General features: G+C 64.8%; 18 protein-coding genes and 1 pseudogene. 11 read left to right on the forward strand and 8 right to left on the reverse strand.

The features are described 5' to 3' along the window. The first annotated feature begins 7 nt into the window (after positions 1-7). The 9 genes and pseudogenes from A3M1_RS0103360 to A3M1_RS0103395 all read left to right on the forward strand — a co-directional run bounded on the left by A3M1_RS0103360 (position 8) and on the right by A3M1_RS0103395 (position 8,548). The gene (locus A3M1_RS0103360; RefSeq protein ID WP_018387542.1) at positions 8-1,201 is read left to right on the forward strand and encodes a hypothetical protein; all 1,194 of its coding nucleotides are present in this window, start codon (positions 8-10) and stop codon (positions 1,199-1,201) included. A gap of 158 nt (positions 1,202-1,359) precedes the next feature. Next, the gene (locus tag A3M1_RS0103365; protein WP_018387543.1) at positions 1,360-3,417 is read left to right on the forward strand and encodes a ParB/Srx family N-terminal domain-containing protein; all 2,058 of its coding nucleotides are present in this window, start codon (positions 1,360-1,362) and stop codon (positions 3,415-3,417) included. 69 nt (positions 3,418-3,486) lie between these two features. Further along, positions 3,487-4,521 carry a toprim domain-containing protein gene (locus A3M1_RS0103370; RefSeq protein WP_018387544.1) on the forward strand — a complete coding sequence of 345 codons (1,035 nt, stop codon included), beginning with the start codon at positions 3,487-3,489 and terminating at the stop codon, positions 4,519-4,521. Positions 4,522-4,890: 369 nt separating this feature from the next. Beyond that, a complete protein-coding gene (locus A3M1_RS0103375; protein ID WP_018387545.1) occupies positions 4,891-5,817 on the forward strand; it encodes a DUF2493 domain-containing protein in 927 nt (308 codons plus the stop codon). An 84-nt stretch (positions 5,818-5,901) separates the two neighbouring features. After that, positions 5,902-6,156 carry a plasmid stabilization protein gene (locus tag A3M1_RS0103380; RefSeq protein WP_018387546.1) on the forward strand — a complete coding sequence of 85 codons (255 nt, stop codon included), beginning with the start codon at positions 5,902-5,904 and terminating at the stop codon, positions 6,154-6,156. Then, on the forward strand, positions 6,153-6,575 hold the full coding sequence (locus A3M1_RS0103385) for a type II toxin-antitoxin system VapC family toxin (RefSeq protein ID WP_018387547.1): 423 nt from the start codon (positions 6,153-6,155) through the stop codon (positions 6,573-6,575). The genes A3M1_RS0103380 and A3M1_RS0103385 overlap by 4 nt, the downstream gene beginning before the upstream one ends. Positions 6,576-6,857: 282 nt before the next feature. Continuing rightward, complete coding sequence (locus A3M1_RS26635) at positions 6,858-7,025, forward strand: hypothetical protein (RefSeq protein ID WP_018387548.1); 168 nt, start codon at positions 6,858-6,860, stop codon at positions 7,023-7,025. 123 nt (positions 7,026-7,148) lie between these two features. Beyond that, positions 7,149-7,583 (forward strand): annotated as a pseudogene (locus A3M1_RS24880) (hypothetical protein); the annotation flags it as partial. 638 nt (positions 7,584-8,221) lie between these two features. Beyond that, positions 8,222-8,548: a DUF736 domain-containing protein gene (locus tag A3M1_RS0103395; protein ID WP_018387550.1), complete on the forward strand. Its 327-nt coding sequence runs from the start codon at positions 8,222-8,224 to the stop codon at positions 8,546-8,548. A gap of 54 nt (positions 8,549-8,602) precedes the next feature. Here the strand turns inward: A3M1_RS0103395 and A3M1_RS0103400 are convergent, their stop codons facing one another. The 3 genes from A3M1_RS0103400 to A3M1_RS0103410 form a co-directional block, all read right to left on the reverse strand. Then, positions 8,603-8,821 (reverse strand): helix-turn-helix domain-containing protein, encoded by a 219-nt coding sequence (locus A3M1_RS0103400; RefSeq protein WP_013167646.1) that lies wholly within the window; start codon positions 8,819-8,821, stop codon positions 8,603-8,605. A 103-nt stretch (positions 8,822-8,924) separates the two neighbouring features. Beyond that, positions 8,925-9,611, reverse strand: a complete 687-nt coding sequence (locus tag A3M1_RS0103405) for a GntR family transcriptional regulator (RefSeq protein WP_026221110.1) — start codon at positions 9,609-9,611, stop codon at positions 8,925-8,927. Then, entirely contained in the window at positions 9,612-10,349 is a 738-nt protein-coding gene (locus A3M1_RS0103410; RefSeq protein WP_018387552.1) for an arylmalonate decarboxylase, read from the reverse strand. A 127-nt stretch (positions 10,350-10,476) separates the two neighbouring features. Between A3M1_RS0103410 and A3M1_RS0103415 the strand changes: the two genes are divergently transcribed. Both A3M1_RS0103415 and A3M1_RS25640 read left to right on the forward strand, forming a co-directional pair. After that, positions 10,477-11,628 (forward strand): Xaa-Pro peptidase family protein, encoded by a 1,152-nt coding sequence (locus A3M1_RS0103415; protein ID WP_018387553.1) that lies wholly within the window; start codon positions 10,477-10,479, stop codon positions 11,626-11,628. 23 nt (positions 11,629-11,651) lie between these two features. Continuing rightward, a complete protein-coding gene (locus A3M1_RS25640; protein WP_081620308.1) occupies positions 11,652-12,368 on the forward strand; it encodes a GntR family transcriptional regulator in 717 nt (238 codons plus the stop codon). 209 nt (positions 12,369-12,577) lie between these two features. Here the strand turns inward: A3M1_RS25640 and A3M1_RS0103425 are convergent, their stop codons facing one another. Genes A3M1_RS0103425 through A3M1_RS0103445 form a run of 5 tightly spaced genes read right to left on the reverse strand, consistent with a single transcriptional unit; the run spans position 12,578 to position 17,295 of the window. Next, the gene (locus A3M1_RS0103425) at positions 12,578-14,020 is read right to left on the reverse strand and encodes an amidase (protein WP_018387556.1); all 1,443 of its coding nucleotides are present in this window, start codon (positions 14,018-14,020) and stop codon (positions 12,578-12,580) included. Next, positions 14,017-14,241 carry a hypothetical protein gene (locus A3M1_RS0103430; RefSeq protein ID WP_018387557.1) on the reverse strand — a complete coding sequence of 75 codons (225 nt, stop codon included), beginning with the start codon at positions 14,239-14,241 and terminating at the stop codon, positions 14,017-14,019. The genes A3M1_RS0103425 and A3M1_RS0103430 overlap by 4 nt, the downstream gene beginning before the upstream one ends. Next, entirely contained in the window at positions 14,238-15,056 is an 819-nt protein-coding gene (locus A3M1_RS0103435) for an ABC transporter permease (RefSeq protein WP_018387558.1), read from the reverse strand. The genes A3M1_RS0103430 and A3M1_RS0103435 overlap by 4 nt, the downstream gene beginning before the upstream one ends. Next, on the reverse strand, positions 15,053-16,225 hold the full coding sequence (locus A3M1_RS0103440; protein WP_018387559.1) for an ABC transporter permease: 1,173 nt from the start codon (positions 16,223-16,225) through the stop codon (positions 15,053-15,055). The genes A3M1_RS0103435 and A3M1_RS0103440 overlap by 4 nt, the downstream gene beginning before the upstream one ends. Then, positions 16,222-17,295 carry an ABC transporter substrate-binding protein gene (locus A3M1_RS0103445; protein ID WP_018387560.1) on the reverse strand — a complete coding sequence of 358 codons (1,074 nt, stop codon included), beginning with the start codon at positions 17,293-17,295 and terminating at the stop codon, positions 16,222-16,224. Before A3M1_RS0103445 ends, A3M1_RS0103440 begins: the two co-directional genes overlap by 4 nt. Between the last annotated feature and the right edge of the window lie 23 nt (positions 17,296-17,318).

Genomic DNA, 17,318 nt, shown 5'->3' on the forward strand with positions numbered 1-17,318 from the left:
GATCCCCATGAACATGCAGGTTCTCGATGCCCGTCGTGATGCCAGCGGCGGCTACAAGGTGGATGTCACGCGCGGCGAGCGGGTCGGCCGCGTGTCGTCGGAGTGGTTCTCCCGGCCGGATGACGAGCGCTTCCTGTCGCTCGGCGAACTGGCCGCGATGGTGCGGGGCCGGGCCGATCACAGCCGGTCGCGCCTGGTGGAGACGTCCCGCATCCATGTGGAGGCAAGCCGTTCCAATGCCGAGCGGCTGGCACTGGTGCTGCCCGGGGCGGATGCACCCGTCGAGCCCAACCATTGGTCCTTCGGCCAGCTGGCGGCCCAGATCGGGGCGCCGGCCGCGTATCTGCGTCAGTTGCCTGCGGCACTTGCCGGCATCAATCTGCAATATGGCCTGACCTCCCACCGCGCCGAGCAGATCAAGACGTTTGAGACCGACGATGGCCGCGTCGAGCTGCGCGCCGTGACCGGGCCGGACTATGGCCGGATCTATGATCACGAGCTGGTCGAGGCGGTGCAGCGCATTGCCGGCAACGGCACCGGCGATACGCGCTGGAAGGTGCCGGGCGTGCTCGACTGGTCGAGGGGCGTCTACAATCCGCGTGTCGACATCACCAAGGATACGACGACGCTCTACGCCTCCGACCGTGACGTGTTCCTCTTCCTCGTCGATGACCTGAACCCGATCGAGGTCGGGCGGCTGCCGGATGGCACGCCGGACCTCTATTTCCGAGGCTTCTATTGCTGGAACTCGGAGGTGGGGGCCAAGACGCTCGGCATCGCGAGTTTCTATCTGCGTGCCGTGTGCCAGAACCGCAATCTCTGGGGCGTCGAGGATTTCCAGGAGATCACCATCCGTCATTCCAAATACGCTGCCTCCCGCTTCGCGCACGAGGCGGCCTCGGCCCTGACCCGCTTCGCCAATTCCTCGCCCATGCCCTTCATCAACGGCATCAAGGCGGCGCGGGCGAAGATCGTGGCGCGCACCGACGAGGACCGCAGCGACTTCCTGCGCAACCGGGGCTTCTCCAAGGCCGAGACCGCCAGGATCATCGACACGGTGCTGGCCGAGGAAGGGCGCAAGCCCGAGAGCATTTTTGATTTCGTGCAGGGCATCACCGCGCTCGCGCGCGACAAGCCCCACCAGGATGCCCGGCTCGACCTTGAGGGCCGAGCCAAGAAGCTGCTCGATCGGGCCGCCTGATTTCCCCAAAGCCGGAGATCCGTGTCTCCTGCTTTACGCTTTTGCAGATCTGCGGTTCTGCGGCGTCGCCCTCCAGAGTGAGAGGGCGGCGCTGCGCTTCGTGACGGGTTGGAGGCCGAGAGAGAGGCTCTTGGTCGCCCGTCGCGGAGGTGCCCTCCATGGCGACCAATGTTCAGAAGATCACGCTCTCGCCCTCGCGTGACATCCCCTTCAACAAGCTCCTGCTCAGCCAATCGAACGTCCGGCGCATCAAGGCCGGGGTCTCGATCGAGGAACTGGCCGAGGACATCGCCCGCCGTGGCCTGCTGCAGGGCCTCAGTGTCCGGCCTGTGGTTGACGACACCGGCGTCGAGACCGGCATGTTCGAGATCCCGGCCGGCGGGCGGCGCTATCGGGCGCTGGAGCTGCTGGTGAAGCAGAAGCGCCTCGCCAGGACCGCGCCGGTGCCCTGTGTCATCCGGGAGGGCGGTATCGCCGAGGAGGATTCGCTCGCCGAGAACGTCCAGCGGGCGCCGCTGCACCCGCTCGACCAGTTCCGCGCCTTTCTGGCTCTGCGCGAGAAGGGCCAGTCCGAGGAGGAGATTGCCGCCGCCTTCTTCGTCTCCGTCGGCGTGGTCAAGCAGCGCCTCAAGCTCGCCTCGGTGTCGCCGGCGCTGCTGGAGGTCTATGCCGAGGACGGCATGACGCTCGACCAGCTCATGGCCTTCACCGTCTCCGGCGACCATGTGCGCCAGGAGCAGGTCTTTGACCGGCTGAAGACCTCCTATGACAAGCAGCCCTATGCCATCCGCCGCATGCTGACCGAAGGCGCGGTCCGCGCGTGCGACAAGCGCGCCCAGTTCATCGGCCTCGAGGCCTATGTCGAGGCCGGCGGCATCATCCTGCGCGACCTGTTCCAGGGTGATGATGGCGGCTGGCTGCAGGATGTCGCGCTCGTCGACCGACTGGTTGCTGACAAGCTCAAGGCCGAGGCAGACGCTGTCGCCGGCGAAGGCTGGAAGTGGGTCGAGATGGCCCCTGACTTCGCCTATGGCCACACCTACGGCCTACGGCAGCTGCGTGGTGAGACGGTCCCGCTCACCACGGAGGAAGAAGCAAGCCGCGACGCCCTGCAGGCGGAATATGATCGCCTGTCTGCGGAACACGCCGAGGCGGACGAGTTGCCGGACGAGGTCGACACGCGGCTCGGCGAGATTGAGACGGCGATCGAAGTCTTCGAGGGGCGTCCGATCACCTTCGATGCGCAGGAGGTGGCGCGCGCCGGCGCCTTCGTCAGCATTGGCCATGATGGCGCATTGCGCATTGAGCGCGGCTATGTGCGCCCGGAGGACGAACTGCCGGTGGAGTCCAAAGTCGCTGTAGAAGACTCCGGCCCGCACCACATCGCTGCGGCGGTTATGCGTACCGGCGAGGCCGTCGCGGCAGACGCGCCCGAGCCCGAAGAGGACGAAGGGCTGTCTGCACTCTCGGACCGGCTGATGACCGAGCTGACCTCGCATCGCACGCTCGGGCTGCGCCAGGCGTTGGGCGAACGGCCGGACGTCGCCTTCCTCGCCGCCCTGCATGCCCTGACGCTGAAGAGCTTCTATCGCTACGGCTCGGATAGCTGCCTCGAACTCGACCTGAAGAGCGTGGCGTTCAGCGCGCAGGCGCCGGGCCTGAACGACAGCGCCTCGGCCGCGGCGATCCATGCCCGGCATGAGGGCTGGGCCAAGGTCCTGCCGAAGGACTCGGCCGATCTCTGGGAGGCTCTGCGGGAATGGGGCAGCGATAGCCGCTCCGGCCTGTTCGCCCATGTGGTGAGCCTGTCGGTGAACGCCGTTCACGAGGCCTGGAACCGACGCCCGCGCGCGCTCAACCATGCCGATCAGCTCGCATGTGCCGTTGACCTCGATATGGCGGCAGCCGGGTGGAAGCCCACCGTGGACAATTTCCTCGGCCGGGTGACCAAGGCCCGCATTCTGCAGGCGGTGGGCGAGGCAAAGGGGCCGCGTGCTGCGGAGCGTATCGCGCACTTGAAGAAGGGCGACATGGCCCACGAGGCCGAAGCGCTGCTGGCTGATACCGGCTGGCTGCCGGAACCGCTGCGCGCAGCCGAACCGGCGGCAGGCGAAGAAACGGCGGCGCAGGACGGCACAACGGCCATGGGCGAAGACGAAAGCCTTGGGGATACTGGAGACACCACGGACATCCCCCCTGCCGTGGCGGCGGAGTAACCCTCAACACGATCCTGAACCTCGGCCCGCCGGCTCTGTCGGCGGGCCTTTGCTTTTGAAAAGCTCGCCATGTCCGGGATTGCTCACGATCTGTCGCGCCGGCTCGCCGATCGGGCCGAAGCCGTGTGCCGTCACTATCTCTCCAATGGGCGCCGGGAGGGCCGTTACTGGCTGGTCGGCGATATCAGAAACACGCCCGGCCGCTCGCTCTTTGTGCGGCTCCAGGCATCCGCGAAGGGGCCGGCGGGCAAATGGACCGATGCCGCCACCGGCGAGCACGGCGATCTCCTCGACGTCATCCGCGGATCGCTGGGACTCCTCGACTTTGCTGAAGTTGCCGACGAGGCGCGCGCCTTTCTCAACCTGCCGCCTCCCGAACCGAAGCCGGCATCACCTTGTCGCGGTATCGCGTCGGCCCCGTCAGGATCCGTCGAAGCGGCACGGCGTCTGTTCGCCATGTCGCGGCCCATCGCCGGGACCATCGCAGAGACGTATTTGCGCCAACGCGGCATTACGCTTTTGCACGAAACCGGAAACCTGCGTTTCCATCCGCGCTGCTACTACAAGCCTGACGACGGCCCGACCGAGACCTGGCCCGCCATGATCGCCGCCGTCACCGATCTCACCGGCAGGATCACCGGCGTGCACCGAACCTGGCTCGCGCCCGACGGCTCGGACATGGCTCCGGTCGACACGCCCCGTAAGGCGATGGGGGACCTCCTCGGGTGCACCGTCCGCATCGGTGTGCCCGACACCGTGATGGCGGCGGGCGAAGGCATCGAGACAGTGCTTTCTCTCCGGCAGGTCCTGCCCAACATGGCGATGGCACCGGCGCTCTCGGCAGCACATCTGGCCGCCATCCTATTCCGGCCTTCCTTGAGGCGGCTCTACATCGTCCGCGATAGGGATCCGGCCGGTGACGCCGCGCGGGACACGCTGATCAAACGGGCGAACGCCGAGGGGATCGAGGCTATTTGCCTATCGCCCGCCCTCGGGGACTTCAACGAGGATCTCCAGCGGCTGGGTATGGATGCGCTCCGGGCGTGCGTTCGGTTGCAACTCGCCCCGGAAGACGTCTTGCGCTTCATGAGCCTGGCCTCATAGCCGGAACGGTCTGAACCACGAGACGTGGCTGCCATACCCGCAAGAATGCGTCAGCCCACGGAAACGACCGCGCCTTACGCCTTCGAGAGGGCGATCGGCCATCAGCCGGGCCGGATCGGCAATGGCTGCCGCCGACGATTTTCCGGCGCGGCCTTCAGGCCGCTTTCCATCGCGAAGCAAAATCGCCGGCTTGTCGCCATCCTCCGCTGGCGCTGCGGCCCTGTGCGCTTTTCCGGCATGGTCTTGTCCCGAAACCGGTTCCCACTTTCGGGGACCATGCCCGCGCTCCGGGTGCAGGTCCGTCCCGCCCGACGGCTTCGTCGCCATGAAGGCCGCCACGGCAGGCGGTCCAAGCCGACGGAGCATCCCATGAGCGCGCATGACGACCACGAGCCGCACCACGTCTCATCCCCGACCGACCATCTGATCCAGGAATTGCAGCTCCACGGTTACCGTCCTTCCGAGGACGAACGCGACCAGCGCCCGCCACCTCAGGACCGCCTCATCGAAGGCGCCATTGCCGACATCTTCGATGCCCTGGTCGCCACGATCACCGACACCAGCCTCGATACCGACCTCCCTGATCTCCTCTGGTCGACCGTCAACATGTTCCACCGCGCCGTGGACCGGATCGAGCAGAAGCTTGACGATAATGAGCAGGCCCAGAAGCAGCTTCAGCGCGAGCAGGATGGGTCCGAGGTGAAGTCCCTCGAGCTCGAGCGCCTGATCGACATCGGCATGAACCTGATCGGCCGCCGCGACGGAATGGAAACCTTCCGCGAGGCCGCCGCCGACCGCTACCTCATCGCCATAGGCTCGCCCTGGACGCCACGCGCTGGATCACGGACCAACCATCGCCACCTCACCGCGTCACTGATCGACAGCCGGGATTTCCTCGCCGCCAGGAGGCGCGCGGATAACGAGGTGCTCGTGCCCGCGGGCCCGAAGATCGCCTTCTCGGGCGGAGACACCGCTGATCACCGGCAAATCTGGGCCAAGCTCGATCAGATCCACGCCAAGCACCCGGACATGGTGCTGCTGCATGGTGGCTCGCCCAAAGGCGCCGAAAAGATCGCGTCCCTCTGGGCCGACAGCCGCAAGGTGCCGCAGGTGGCCTTCAAACCCGACTGGACGAAGCACGCCAAGGCCGCGCCCTTCAAGCGCAACGACCAGATGCTGAACGTGGTGCCGATCGGGGTCGTGATTTTTCCCGGTACCGGCATTCAGGACAATCTCGCCGACAAGGCCCGCAAGATGGGCATCCCGGTCTATCGGTTCGGCTCCGGCGGCGCATAGGCGCCGCCACACGCGTCATCTTGAATGTGATGGCAATTCCTCTATTTTGCTATCAACGCTATCAGCCTTACTGGAGGCGCCATCATGCCCGCAGTGACAATCCGGAATCTCTCCGAGGCGACGCATCGTGCCCTCAAGGTGCGCGCGGCACAGCACGGCCGCAGCACCGAAGCGGAGATGCGCGACATCCTTGAAAGCGCCGTCCGCCCTGACACGCGTCTTAGGCTCGGAGCGGCGCTCGCGGAGCGCAGCCGCCGGCTCGGCCTGACCAATGAAGACGTTGACGCCCTCAGCCCGGCACGCGACAGGACCCCTGCCGAGCCCTTGAGCTTCGAATGATCCTTCTCGACACCAATGTCATCTCGGAGGCGATGAAGCCCGCGCCCGATGACACCGTCCGGGCGTGGCTCGACGAGCAGGCGGCCGAGACGCTCTATCTCTCCAGCGTCACCATCGCCGAACTGTTGTACGGCATCGGTGCGCTGTCCGCCGGCAAGCGCAAAGACCGGCTCACAGAGGCCCTGGACGGGGTGATGGAGATGTTCGCCGACCGCGTTCTGCCGTTCGATGTCACTGCTGCACGACACTATGCCGACCTCGCCGTGAAAGCACGCACGGCCGGGAAGGGCTTTCCGACGCCCGACGGCTACATCGCCGCAATCGCAGCCTCTCGAGGCTTCACTGTGGCCACGCGCGATACCAGCGCCTTCCATGCCGCCGGTGTGGCGGTCATCAATCCGTGGAACGTGGACCGCTGACGACCTGCCACGGACAGCAGGTGTAGGACTGGGCAACCCGCTGGGATTGGCATTCGCGAACACCTGACATCCAGGTCTCCTGACTGGAGGACCATCTCCGCTTCACGACGCTGATCCTTGGGTCCAGCCGATGGCCTGACGCCATCAACCCATGAAGGGTCGGACTACGCTACGCGTGCCGCCGCTCCGGCTGCGCCTCACGCGGTGAATGCGGCCAACGGCCGGCCCTTTCGGGCGCCTGTCAGCGGGGGATGGACCTCCGCTCGAGCAGGAGCCAGGTCGATGTCCGCCCAGATCGCTCACGCCTTCGCCTTCAGCCTCGCCACCACCCTGATGGCCACCGTCGTCATCTTCCGCGCCGGCGACGGCACGCTCTCCGTCACCCCGGCTGCCGAATATGACGGCGACGAAGCCGCGATCGTCCGCGAAATCGACCCCTTCGCCTCTTGAGAGGCGAACAGGCGGCCATGATCGGCGGAGCCGGCGTGCGCTCGTGCTCTGCCGCCACCGCCAATCCCGCCGGTGCATCGTGGTGGCGGAGGCGCATCGGTCTGATTTAATGGAGCCGCCCCCATAATCTTCATCGGCATTCTTCTCAGCATGGCGACGATCGCATTCCTCTGCTGGCTGCTCTTCACGCTGGCTGTATTCGCGTTGCCGCTGTTTGCGGGCATCACGGCTGGCACATGGGCCTATGGTACCGGCGTCGGATGGCCCGGCGCTATCCTTGTCGGCTTTGCTGCCGCAGCCCTAACCTTCGGTCTGGGCCGGTTCCTGCTCGCCACCGTCCGCCCGATCTGGGCGCGTCTGCTCATCGCTGCCGTGTTCGTCATCCCGGCCGTGGCGGCAGGCTTCCACGCCACCCATGGCATCCTGAATCACACCGTACCCTCCCAGCCGTGGCAGATGGTGTTTTCGATCATCGGAGCAGGCGTGGTCGGCATTGTAGCCTTCGTGCGCATCACCGAGACGAAAGCGTTCGGCCCTTCTGACGGGCACAGCTCCCGTCCCCGACACCGCGATATCCGCTCGGCGCACCAGACAGCGAACGGCATATCGTCCGCGTCACCTGGCTGGGCCGGGAGGGAGCGGAGATCGGGCGCGCCGGCTTCGCCCTCTGATGCGGCAAGATTGGTGCGCGTGGAGGACGGCGGCCGCGTCGCAGCCGAAAGACCTCTTGGGGCAGAGCATTCGCGACGTTGGAGGGACGGGGGAATGCGCAGGTTGGCCCGGCTCACGGCATCGTCTGGCGGTGTGGGTCGGTCGGTTCTATGTATCCGGCGCGAGGCCAAACCATCTCCCTCATCCATCCGCCGGTGCCCGCTCCATACGGCCTCTTCAATGGCCTGATCTGGCCGAAGGACGGCTGCGCCTCGAGCGCCTATGCCACAACGGCTGGTCACGACTTTCTTCCCCTGCCGGCGCCCACCCCGCGCGCTGCGCGGGGACCCCGGATCGCCGTCATTCCTCGCGAAGCAACAAAGTCGCGCCTGCGCCGTCCTCCGCTGCGCTGCGGTCGCAATCCTCACCCCATCGCGCGAGCGCGACGGGGACCCCGAGGCGATGTGGCGTCGATCGCCTTCGGCCTCCCGATCGCCATCGAGGCCGCAATGGTGCGGGCTCAGAAGACAGGACGGAGACGGAACATGGCCACCATCGGCACCTTCAAGAATACCGGCACCAACGAGTTCACCGGCGACATCGTGACCCTCGGCGTGCAGGCCCGGGGCGTGCGCATCGTCCCCGACACCCGCGCCACCGGCGATAACGCCCCCAGCCATCGGGTCCTGGTCGGCCGCGCCGAGATCGGCGCCGCCTGGTCCAAGCGCTCTACCGAGGGGCGCGACTATCTGGGCCTCAAGCTCGACGATCCGAGTTTCAACGCCCCCATCTACGCCAACCTCTTCGATGACGAGGACGGAGAGACCTTCTCCCTCATCTGGTCTCGCCCCAACGGGCGCCGCAGCGACTAAGACGTCGCCTGGATCAGGGCCCCGGCCTCACGGTCGGGGTCACACCGGCACCCCTCACTTCTCATCCGGCGGAAGAACCAGCTCGACATGGCTGACATCGAGAGCACGTGCCAGCTCATAGAGCGTGATGATCGTCGGATTGCGTCGGCCGCGTTCGAGACCACTGAGATACTGCTGGCTCAGCCCCGAGCGCTCGGCAACCTGTTCCTGCGTCAGGTCCTTGGCCTGACGCAGGCGGGCGAAATTTCGTCCGACCAGCTTGCGCATATCCATGCGCAGACCGATCGCAATTCCGTCGCACCAAGTTTATCAACTATAATATGTAAACGCTCTAGCCGCATGGGACGTGGCCCGCGTTCGGCCAGACGTGGCAGCGTCAGACGGCGGTGTGAGCGCTCGCGACACGATGGAGGCCAAAGGCGATGTGGTTGCGCTGGATATAGCCGACAGCCCTGATGTCGCCGGCCCGCAGCGCGCCCGCGATCTCGTTGAGTTCGCCGGCGAGATCGGCGAGTTGTTCTTCGAAGAAGGCTTCGATCACGCTGTACCAGATGCGTGAGGCTTGGAAGTAATAGCGCTCATGAGTCTCACGCAAAGCGAGATTGGCGATCAGGCGGTTGGTGGCGTGATGGAGCTCGTGATTGAGCTGCCAGAACGCCTCCATGTCCCGTTGGCCTTTCAGGGCCTCCAGTCGAACCTGAAGCGCCAGGATCGTGGAGAGGGCGTGAGGCACCTCTTCTTCCGCGGGGAACTCGCCCATCATTTCGCTCAGGCGCAGCCGAAACGCATAAATATCGCGGAAGGCGTTCGGGTCGACGCCCGTCACCATGGTTCCTACGCCGTTGCGGGTCTCGGTGAGACCATCATATTCCAGCCGCTGCAGCGCCTGGCGCACCGGCGTGCGACTGACCGTGAACTCCTCGGCAAGCTCGTGCTCGCCGAGCAGCATGCCCGGAGGATAACGCAGGAGACAGATACGGTCGCGCAAGGCCCGGTAGATGTCCGTGACCTGGCCCCGCGGGGCTCGTGTCCTTGACGTCTCGCTCGTCGCGCTTTCGCTCACTTAATGCTCCCGAAGCAGAATGCCATAATCATCCCGCTGGTCGGCGATCCCGGCAAGACGCAAGCAGTCCCACATCATCGCCTGATTACTGGTCACAACCGGCTTGCCGAGCCGGCGCTCGAGTTCCTCGATGATATCGAGAGAGCGTAGAGCGCCACAGCTGATGAACAGCGCCTCGGCGTCGGTGCGATCGACGCTGAGCGCAAAATCCAGAATGGCTTCCGGGGCCACCCTCACCATATCGGCATCCTTCTCGATGCCCAATCCCTGCATGTGAACGATCTCGAAGCCGCGCGCCGCCATATAGCTCCGCTCGATGGCATCAACCTCGGCAAGATAGGGCGTGGCAATGGCAATGCGGCTCGCCTTTAGTGCGTGCAATGCGCGCATGACCGAGGTGATCAACGAAGTGGCCCGGGCTTTGGGCTTGCCCCGGTTCAGTTCAGCAAACACCCGATCCTCTCCGATGACGACGCTGCCCGAGGTGCAGGCATAACAGACGACATCGAGCGGCTCCTCCGGCAGGAGCAGACTGGCGGCATCGCCAATGCCTGAGGCCATGGCCGCCAGTGTATCGACGCTGACCCGGTTCGCCATGGGTGCGCGCGTAAAGTGAATGCCCACGCCCCCTGGGCGGAGCGTGAACATGTCGTCCTCGATGGTCTGTTCCATCGCCAACAGCACAAATCCGATCTTTGCCCGGTGATGGCGACCCGCATCGCTCTTGATCTCACGCATGCCCTGCCCCCTTGGTGTATGCAGCATGGGAAAAACCCCCCGCCAACACTGCCGTAATTCCTGTATTGACAACGCTATTCACGCCTCTCTATCGTGAGGCACACTATAGCTGCATACAGGTTGGCAGATGACAAGCCCCTTTGAGATGCGCACGCATCTTCTCGCCCGGTCTCTCGAGAGCGCCGGCCTCGGACTGGCCCTGCTCAGCGATCCGGACTCGATCGCCTATTACGGCGGCTACTGGAATTATCTCGGCATGGAATTCGGGCGGCCGACACTGATGATCGTGCGCCCCGGTCAGGCTCCGGTGATCCTCACTCCGCTGATGGAATCGGACATGTGCGCCGCCATGAGCTGGGTCGGGGACATCCGACCCTGGACCGACGGCGGTCGGGAATGGCGGGACCTGCTGATTGGCCTGTTGGGCAGCCCCGCAACGACCACGCCGATCGGGATCGAAGCGGCCAGAATGCCGAATGTGATCGCCGCCGAGATCAGGGACCAACTTCCCGCTCGCATCCTGACGGATATTGTTCCGCTGATCGCAGAGCAGCGCATGATCAAGTCGCCAGACGAGATTGCTATCTTGCGCCAGGCCGGCGAAGTTGCCGTTTCCATGATGGATGCCGCTGCGGACGCGATCGGTCCCGGTGTGCCCGAATTTGAGATCGCGCTTGCCGCCATGCAGGCCGGCACGCGCCGGGCCGCCTCACTGCTGCGCGATCCGCAGGACCGCTATGTCTCGCCGCTGATCCACAATCTGCAGATCCTGCAGTCAGGCACAGACACATGCATGGTCCATCGCCGCGCCGCCGTCCGCCCGCTGGAGCCGGGCGATCCGGTCTATCTGTGCTTCTGCGGCATGGTCAACTTCCGCAACTACAAGCTCGGCTTTGACCGCCAGTTCTTTGTGGGGACTGTGACTGACGAACAGGCGCGCATCCAGGAGGCCTCCGTGGCTGCCCAGCGCGCCGCGCTGGCCGCGATCCGTCCCGGTATACGCTGCGAGGCGGTCAACGCCGCTGCGGAAGAGGCCTATGCGGCGGCCGGCTTCTCCCCCGGCTATCGTACCGGCCGCTCGGTCGGCATGTCGCTGCTGGAGGCGCCGGAACTCAAGCGCGGCGAGATACGCGAGCTACGAGCCGGCATGACCTTTGCTGTTGATGGCGGCATTACCGTGCCCGGCAAGGGCGGCGGACGCATCGGCGACTCCATCGTCGTGACCGAGGACGGTTTTGACTATCTCACGCCTTATCCTCGCGACCTGAAAGTTCTTTGAGGCAGGGAGCCGTAGACGCGAGGATGAAACGTGACGGGGACCGCTTTCACCCGGGATTGCGGCCATCAGGATGTCTCGGCGGGGATAGGCGCCATCAGGTCTACCGTGCCTTGAAGACACGGGCGCTCCTCTACGGGTTCCGTCCTGGCCAGCATCTGGCCGTCGTCGAATTGTCGGACCAGCTGAAGGTCAGTAACACGCCCGTTCGCGAAGCGCTCATCCGCCTACATGCCGAAGGTCATATTGCTGCCGTTCCAGCGCGAGGTTTCTTCGCTCGCGAACTGCGCCTACGCGAGATGCAGGAAATCCATGACCTCCTGCAGCTTCTCCTCCGACACAGCCTTGAAGTGGGAGCATCTAAGGCATCATTTCGCCCTTTGCCCGACCTGGGCCCTCCCCCCTTGACGCCGTGCGATCCAAGGACGGCCGTTGCGCTGGCACGCCGAACCGAAGCCTTGTTCATCGCCATGAGCCGATGTACGGGCAGCGATGTGATCGAGCGCAACGTGATCGATCTGTGCGAGCGGACCCATCATGTTCGCCGCTGCGCCTATCGATCATCCGATCTGCCGCGGCCTCTGCATGCCTCACTCACCGCCCTCGCCTCCGCGCTGGCCGACGGAAGAATGGAGGCGGCCCAGGGCGCTCTGAATGATCATTTCCGGGTTCTTGAGGTGGCGCTGCCGGATCTGGTCATGCGCGCACTCGCGACATCCTTGATGCAGGAACAACACGTGTGATCGAGAGAAAAATCACCTCGCTCGCGTAATGTCCGGAGAGGCGGACACTGTGGATCTCAATTGTCACCACCCATCGGTCCGCCTTCAGAAATGAACTTGATGGTACCCGCACCATCCCCCGCAGTAAATCTTACTTGGTGATGTCTGGGAACGCCATCTCCACAGGCGGCGCCACTCGGAGTTGGATGGTATCCGTAGCGCCCGTATCCCTAATGCGCATAGAGCTCTCGCCGCTCCGCCAGCGGAGACGGCATGGCGGTGCCATCATCCATCTCGTCATTCGGCTCGATCCAGCCGGCCAGACCGACCCGTTCCAGTGCGGCGCCGATCGCCAGGAGCTTCATGTCCCGATGATGCGCACCGATCAGTTGCACCCCGATCGGCAGGCCATCACCGTCCCGACCGATGGGAACGGATAGCGCGGGGTGACCGGTCAGGTTGAAAAGACAGGTGAAGTGAGACAGTGCATTGCCGACAGGCTCCGCAACGCCCGCTAGCGTCACCTGCTTCTGATCCAGAGCCGGCGCGACGATCGGCGTCGTCGGCGTCATCAGCACATCGATATCCTTGAGCCGCTCACTTATCTCGGCCTTCTTCGCGGCGAACAGCCGGAGCGCCTGCACATAATGCTCGGCCAGGATGAACTGCCCCTGAAGTAGCCCCTCACGCACATCCTCGCCATACAGATCGAACCGGCGCTGGAGGTTTGTCCGGTGCCAGGCAAAAGCCTCGACGAGCTGGACGGCCAGCGAGGCCGTGCGCACATGGGTGGCGTCCGGCATTACCACGTCGATGATGTGGGCCCCGAGCCGGCGGCATTCCGTGATCAGCTGATGCGCGCGCAGGGCAATGTCGGACGTCACATCCTCAAGATAGGCTCCCCTGGGTACTCCGATGCGCAGGCCATGCAGCGAGTTGCTACGCTCGGAATGATCGGCGTTCGCTGCCGAGACGGCCTCACCCGCCTCGCGAATGGCGAGGAACACTTCGGCCGCGTCCACACAGCTTCGGGCAAGAATCCCGGCATGATCCAGCGACCAGCAGAATGGCACCACACCCTTCAGGCTGATCTGTCCGTAGGTCGGCTTGAAGCCGACAAGGCCACACAGGCTAGCGGGAACGCGCACCGAGCCGCCCGTATCGGTGCCGAGGGCAAACATTGCTGTCCGGTTGGTGACGGCAACGGCGGAGCCGCTGGAAGATCCGCCCGCCAGGCGGCCTCGATCATGCGGGTTGGCCGGCGTGCCGAAGATAGGGTTGGCGCCGGTGATGCCGTAGCAGAACTCGTGCAGATTGTTCTTTCCCAAAAGGATGGCACCAGACGCCTTGAGGCGTTCGAGCGCCTGCGCGTCTCTGATCGGCCGGTAATCATGCAGGGCGCGCGAGCCGGCCGTGGTCGGCAACGTCACTGTGTCGAACACATCCTTGCAGGAGAAGGGTATGCCGGCGAGGCGCCCCGATGCGCCAGCCCGTTCCACCCGGCTAGCGCACGCCAGAGCCTCTTCCGCTCCGATCGAGACATAGCTGAGATCGCGACTATTGCGGGCTTCGGCTCGCGCCAGAAACGCCGCGGTCACCTCTTCCGGCCGGACCTCCCCGGAGACCATCAGCCGCCGGAGCTTGCGCAAGGACAGACGCGTGAGGTCGCTCATTGGCCTGTTTCCTGGAAAGGGGGGATTGCCGGTCCGATGTCGGCAAGATCCTCATCGGCGAGCCTCTGCAGGCCTGCCAGCAGATCGCCCAGGCTACTGACGAGGCCATGCCCCGCCCCATGTACCAGCGGCGCCAACGTCGCTGAGGGCCAGTCACGCCCGGCAAGCCGCGCAGCGACGTTGGCCAGGAAGTCGGCGTCGAGCCAGTCCTGACGGCTCATCTGCGTGCCCCTGCCGATCGCGCCGAGCGAGCGATCAGCATCGCTGCGAGCATGATGATGGTGACGAGAAGCACCATGAGCGTCGCTGCGGCGAGTACGGCGGGACTCAACTGATCCCGCACACCCGACCACATCTGCAAGGGAATGGTGCGCTGGTCATAGCCAGCCAGGAACAGGGCGATGACCGCTTCATCGAAGGACGTGACAAAGGCGAACAGAGCACCTGAGGCGATGCCGGGCGCGATCAGCGGCAAGGTCACCTTGAAGAAGGCGGATAAAGGCGGCGAGCCCAGAATGGACGCCGCGCGCAGCAGGCGCTCGTCAAAGGTGGTGAGCGTGCTGCCGACCGTCACCACCACATAGGGCGCCACCAACGCGGTATGGGCCAGGATGATACCGGTGAAGGACTGAGTGAGCCCCAGCGGCGCCAGGAAGAAATAGATCCCCGTGGCGAACAGGATGACCGGCACAACCAGCGGCGACGCGATGATGACAGCCGACATCTTGCGCGCTCGTGTCGGTAGCCGCCGCAATCCAAGCGCCGCCATCGTGCCAAGAAGGGTTGCCAGCGGGGTGACGACAGCCGCGATGCTCAGGCTGTTGCGCAGCGCCAGCCGCCACTGCGCGCTTTCCGTGATTTCCCGGTACCAGCGCAGCGACCATCCAGCAGGATCAAGCTGGAGCATGGCCGGCGTGAAGGAGAAATACGGCTCCGGATTGAAGGACAGCGGCACGATCACGAGGAGTGGCAGGACAAGGAAGGCCGCGATCAGGCCGCAGAGAAGATAGAACCCGAAACGGGCGAGCCGGTTCATGCGCGCAGCCCTCCGCGTTCGGCGAGGCGCGGCAGCGTCAAAGCGAGGAGCAGAACCGCAAGCAGGAGCAACGTCCCAAGAGCGGCCGCCAAGCCCCAGTTCAGGCTCCTCTGCATGTGGAAAGCGATCTGATTGCTGATGAGCTGGCCGGTTCGTCCTCCCACCAGGGCCGGGGTGACGTAATAGCCAAGCGATAGGATGAAGACGAGCAGGCCACCCGCAGCGACGCCGGGATAGGTCAGCGGAAGATAGACGCGGGCGAAGGTCCGCAGTGGATGCGCTCCCAGGCTTGCAGAGGCGCGCACGTAGGACGTCGGCAGTCCCGCCATCACCGAATAGAGCGGAAGTACGAAGAAGGGCAGCAGCACGTGAACCATGACGATGATTGTCCCCGTCATGTTGTAGATCAGGTCGAGACGACCGGTCTCGCTAATGAGGCCCATCGCGAGGAGCCCTTCATTAATGACACCGCGCCGCTGCAGCAGCACGATCCAGGCCGTGGCGCGCACCAGCAATGAGGTCCAGAACGGCAGCAGCACCAGGAACAGCAGCAGCGTACGTAAGGAGGGGCCGGACGCTGCCATGGCATAGGCATAGGGATAGCCGAGCAGCGCACAGATGAGGGTCACCAAGGCGGCGACCCAGGCGGTCCGTAGGAAGAGATCGACATAAAGCCGCCGCGCCTCCTCCTGCCGAACCAGCGCACCATCGGCCGTCACGGTCACATCAAGCGCGTTGAGCAGATGCCGCCCCGTCCAGGGCGAGGTTACGCGCGCCAGAATCCGCCAGAGGTCGGGATCGCTCCAGCCTGGATCGATCCGCGCAAGCTGTGTGTCTGGATTCTGTTGCAGCTGTCGCGCGGTGACGTCGATCAGCCTGCGAAGTCCGTTCTGTTCGCGGTTGAGGCGTTGGGCGAGCCGGCCGATCTGGTTGGTCGCGTTCGCCTCCTGCAAATCCGCCGAGACCGCGTCAAAGGCCACCTGCCGAACACCGGCTCCGTCCCATTGAGCGAGGGCCTGTCGCGTACGCGGCATGAGATCGGCGATTTCCGGGTCATGGACGCTGCGCAGGAACATGGTCGCGATGGGCGCCAGGAAGGCGATCACGATGAAGGCGACCAGGGGAAGCACGAGCGCCCAGCCGGCGCGGGAGGGCGAGGCTGCGTTCATTGGACCAGCCACGCCGCATAGCGTTCATTGATCGCGTCGCCATGAGCGGTCCACCAGGCGGCGTCGAAGGCTAGGGCGTTGTTGAAATTGCCCGGTGCCGTTGGAAGCGTGGCGGCGATCGCCGGCGCTATCAGCGGCTGGGAGGATCGACGCACAGGACCATAGGCGATGTATTTGGTCTGCTCGGCCAGCGGAACGGTTCCAGTGGCAAAGCGCACGAAATCAAATGCGGTGTTCTTGGCGTGGGTGCCGGCGACAACGGCATAGTAATCCGCGTTCCAGATCTGCCGATCCCAGATGATCTTCAGCGGCTTGGCGTCGTCCGAAATCGCCGATTGCACCCGGCCATTATAGGCGGCGGACAGCGCGACCTCGCCATCGGCGAGAAGCTGGATCATCTGCGCCCCGGTCTCCCAGAAGACGGATTGATCCTTGATCGTGTCCAGCTGGGCGAAGGCACGGTCGAGACCTTCGGGCGTTGCCAGCACCCCGTAGACCTCAGAGGGGGCGACGCCATCGGCCATCAACGCCCATTCCAGTATGGCGTGAGGACGCTTGGGCAGCCCGCGCCGGCCTGGAAACCTCTCCAGATCGAAGAAGTCCTCAATCCGACTCGGCTTGGCGTCGGGAAAGGCCGGATCGCTGAAGGCCAGCACATTGGACCAGATGACCGTACCGACACCGCACTCATGCAGGGACCCAGCAACGAAGTCCTTGATGGCCGGAACCCCATCGGAGCCTGCCGGCAGTTGCGCCGGATCGACCTTCTCGAACAGTCCGTCGGCGCAGCCACGATCAAGATCCTGCAACTCGACATCAACGATGTCCCAGTTCACCGTGCCCGAACGGACCTGGGCGGTGAGCTCGGCAAGTCCCCCGTTGTAATCGACCGACTTGATCGTCACGCCGGTTCTGGCGGTGAACGGATCGTACTGCGACTTGCTCTGGCTTGCCGTGTATTGGCCGCCGAAGGAAGCGATGGTCAGAGCGTCCGCCGCGCTCGCGGGGCCAGAAGCAATCAGAAGGCAGAGAACGGCTGCGGACGACACTTTCGGGCACGCGATAACCATGGTGAACCTCCTTGAGATGGGAA

The organism is Ancylobacter sp. FA202 (genome assembly GCF_000380205.1).
In the GTDB taxonomy this organism is placed as follows: Bacteria; Pseudomonadota; Alphaproteobacteria; order Rhizobiales; family Xanthobacteraceae; genus Ancylobacter.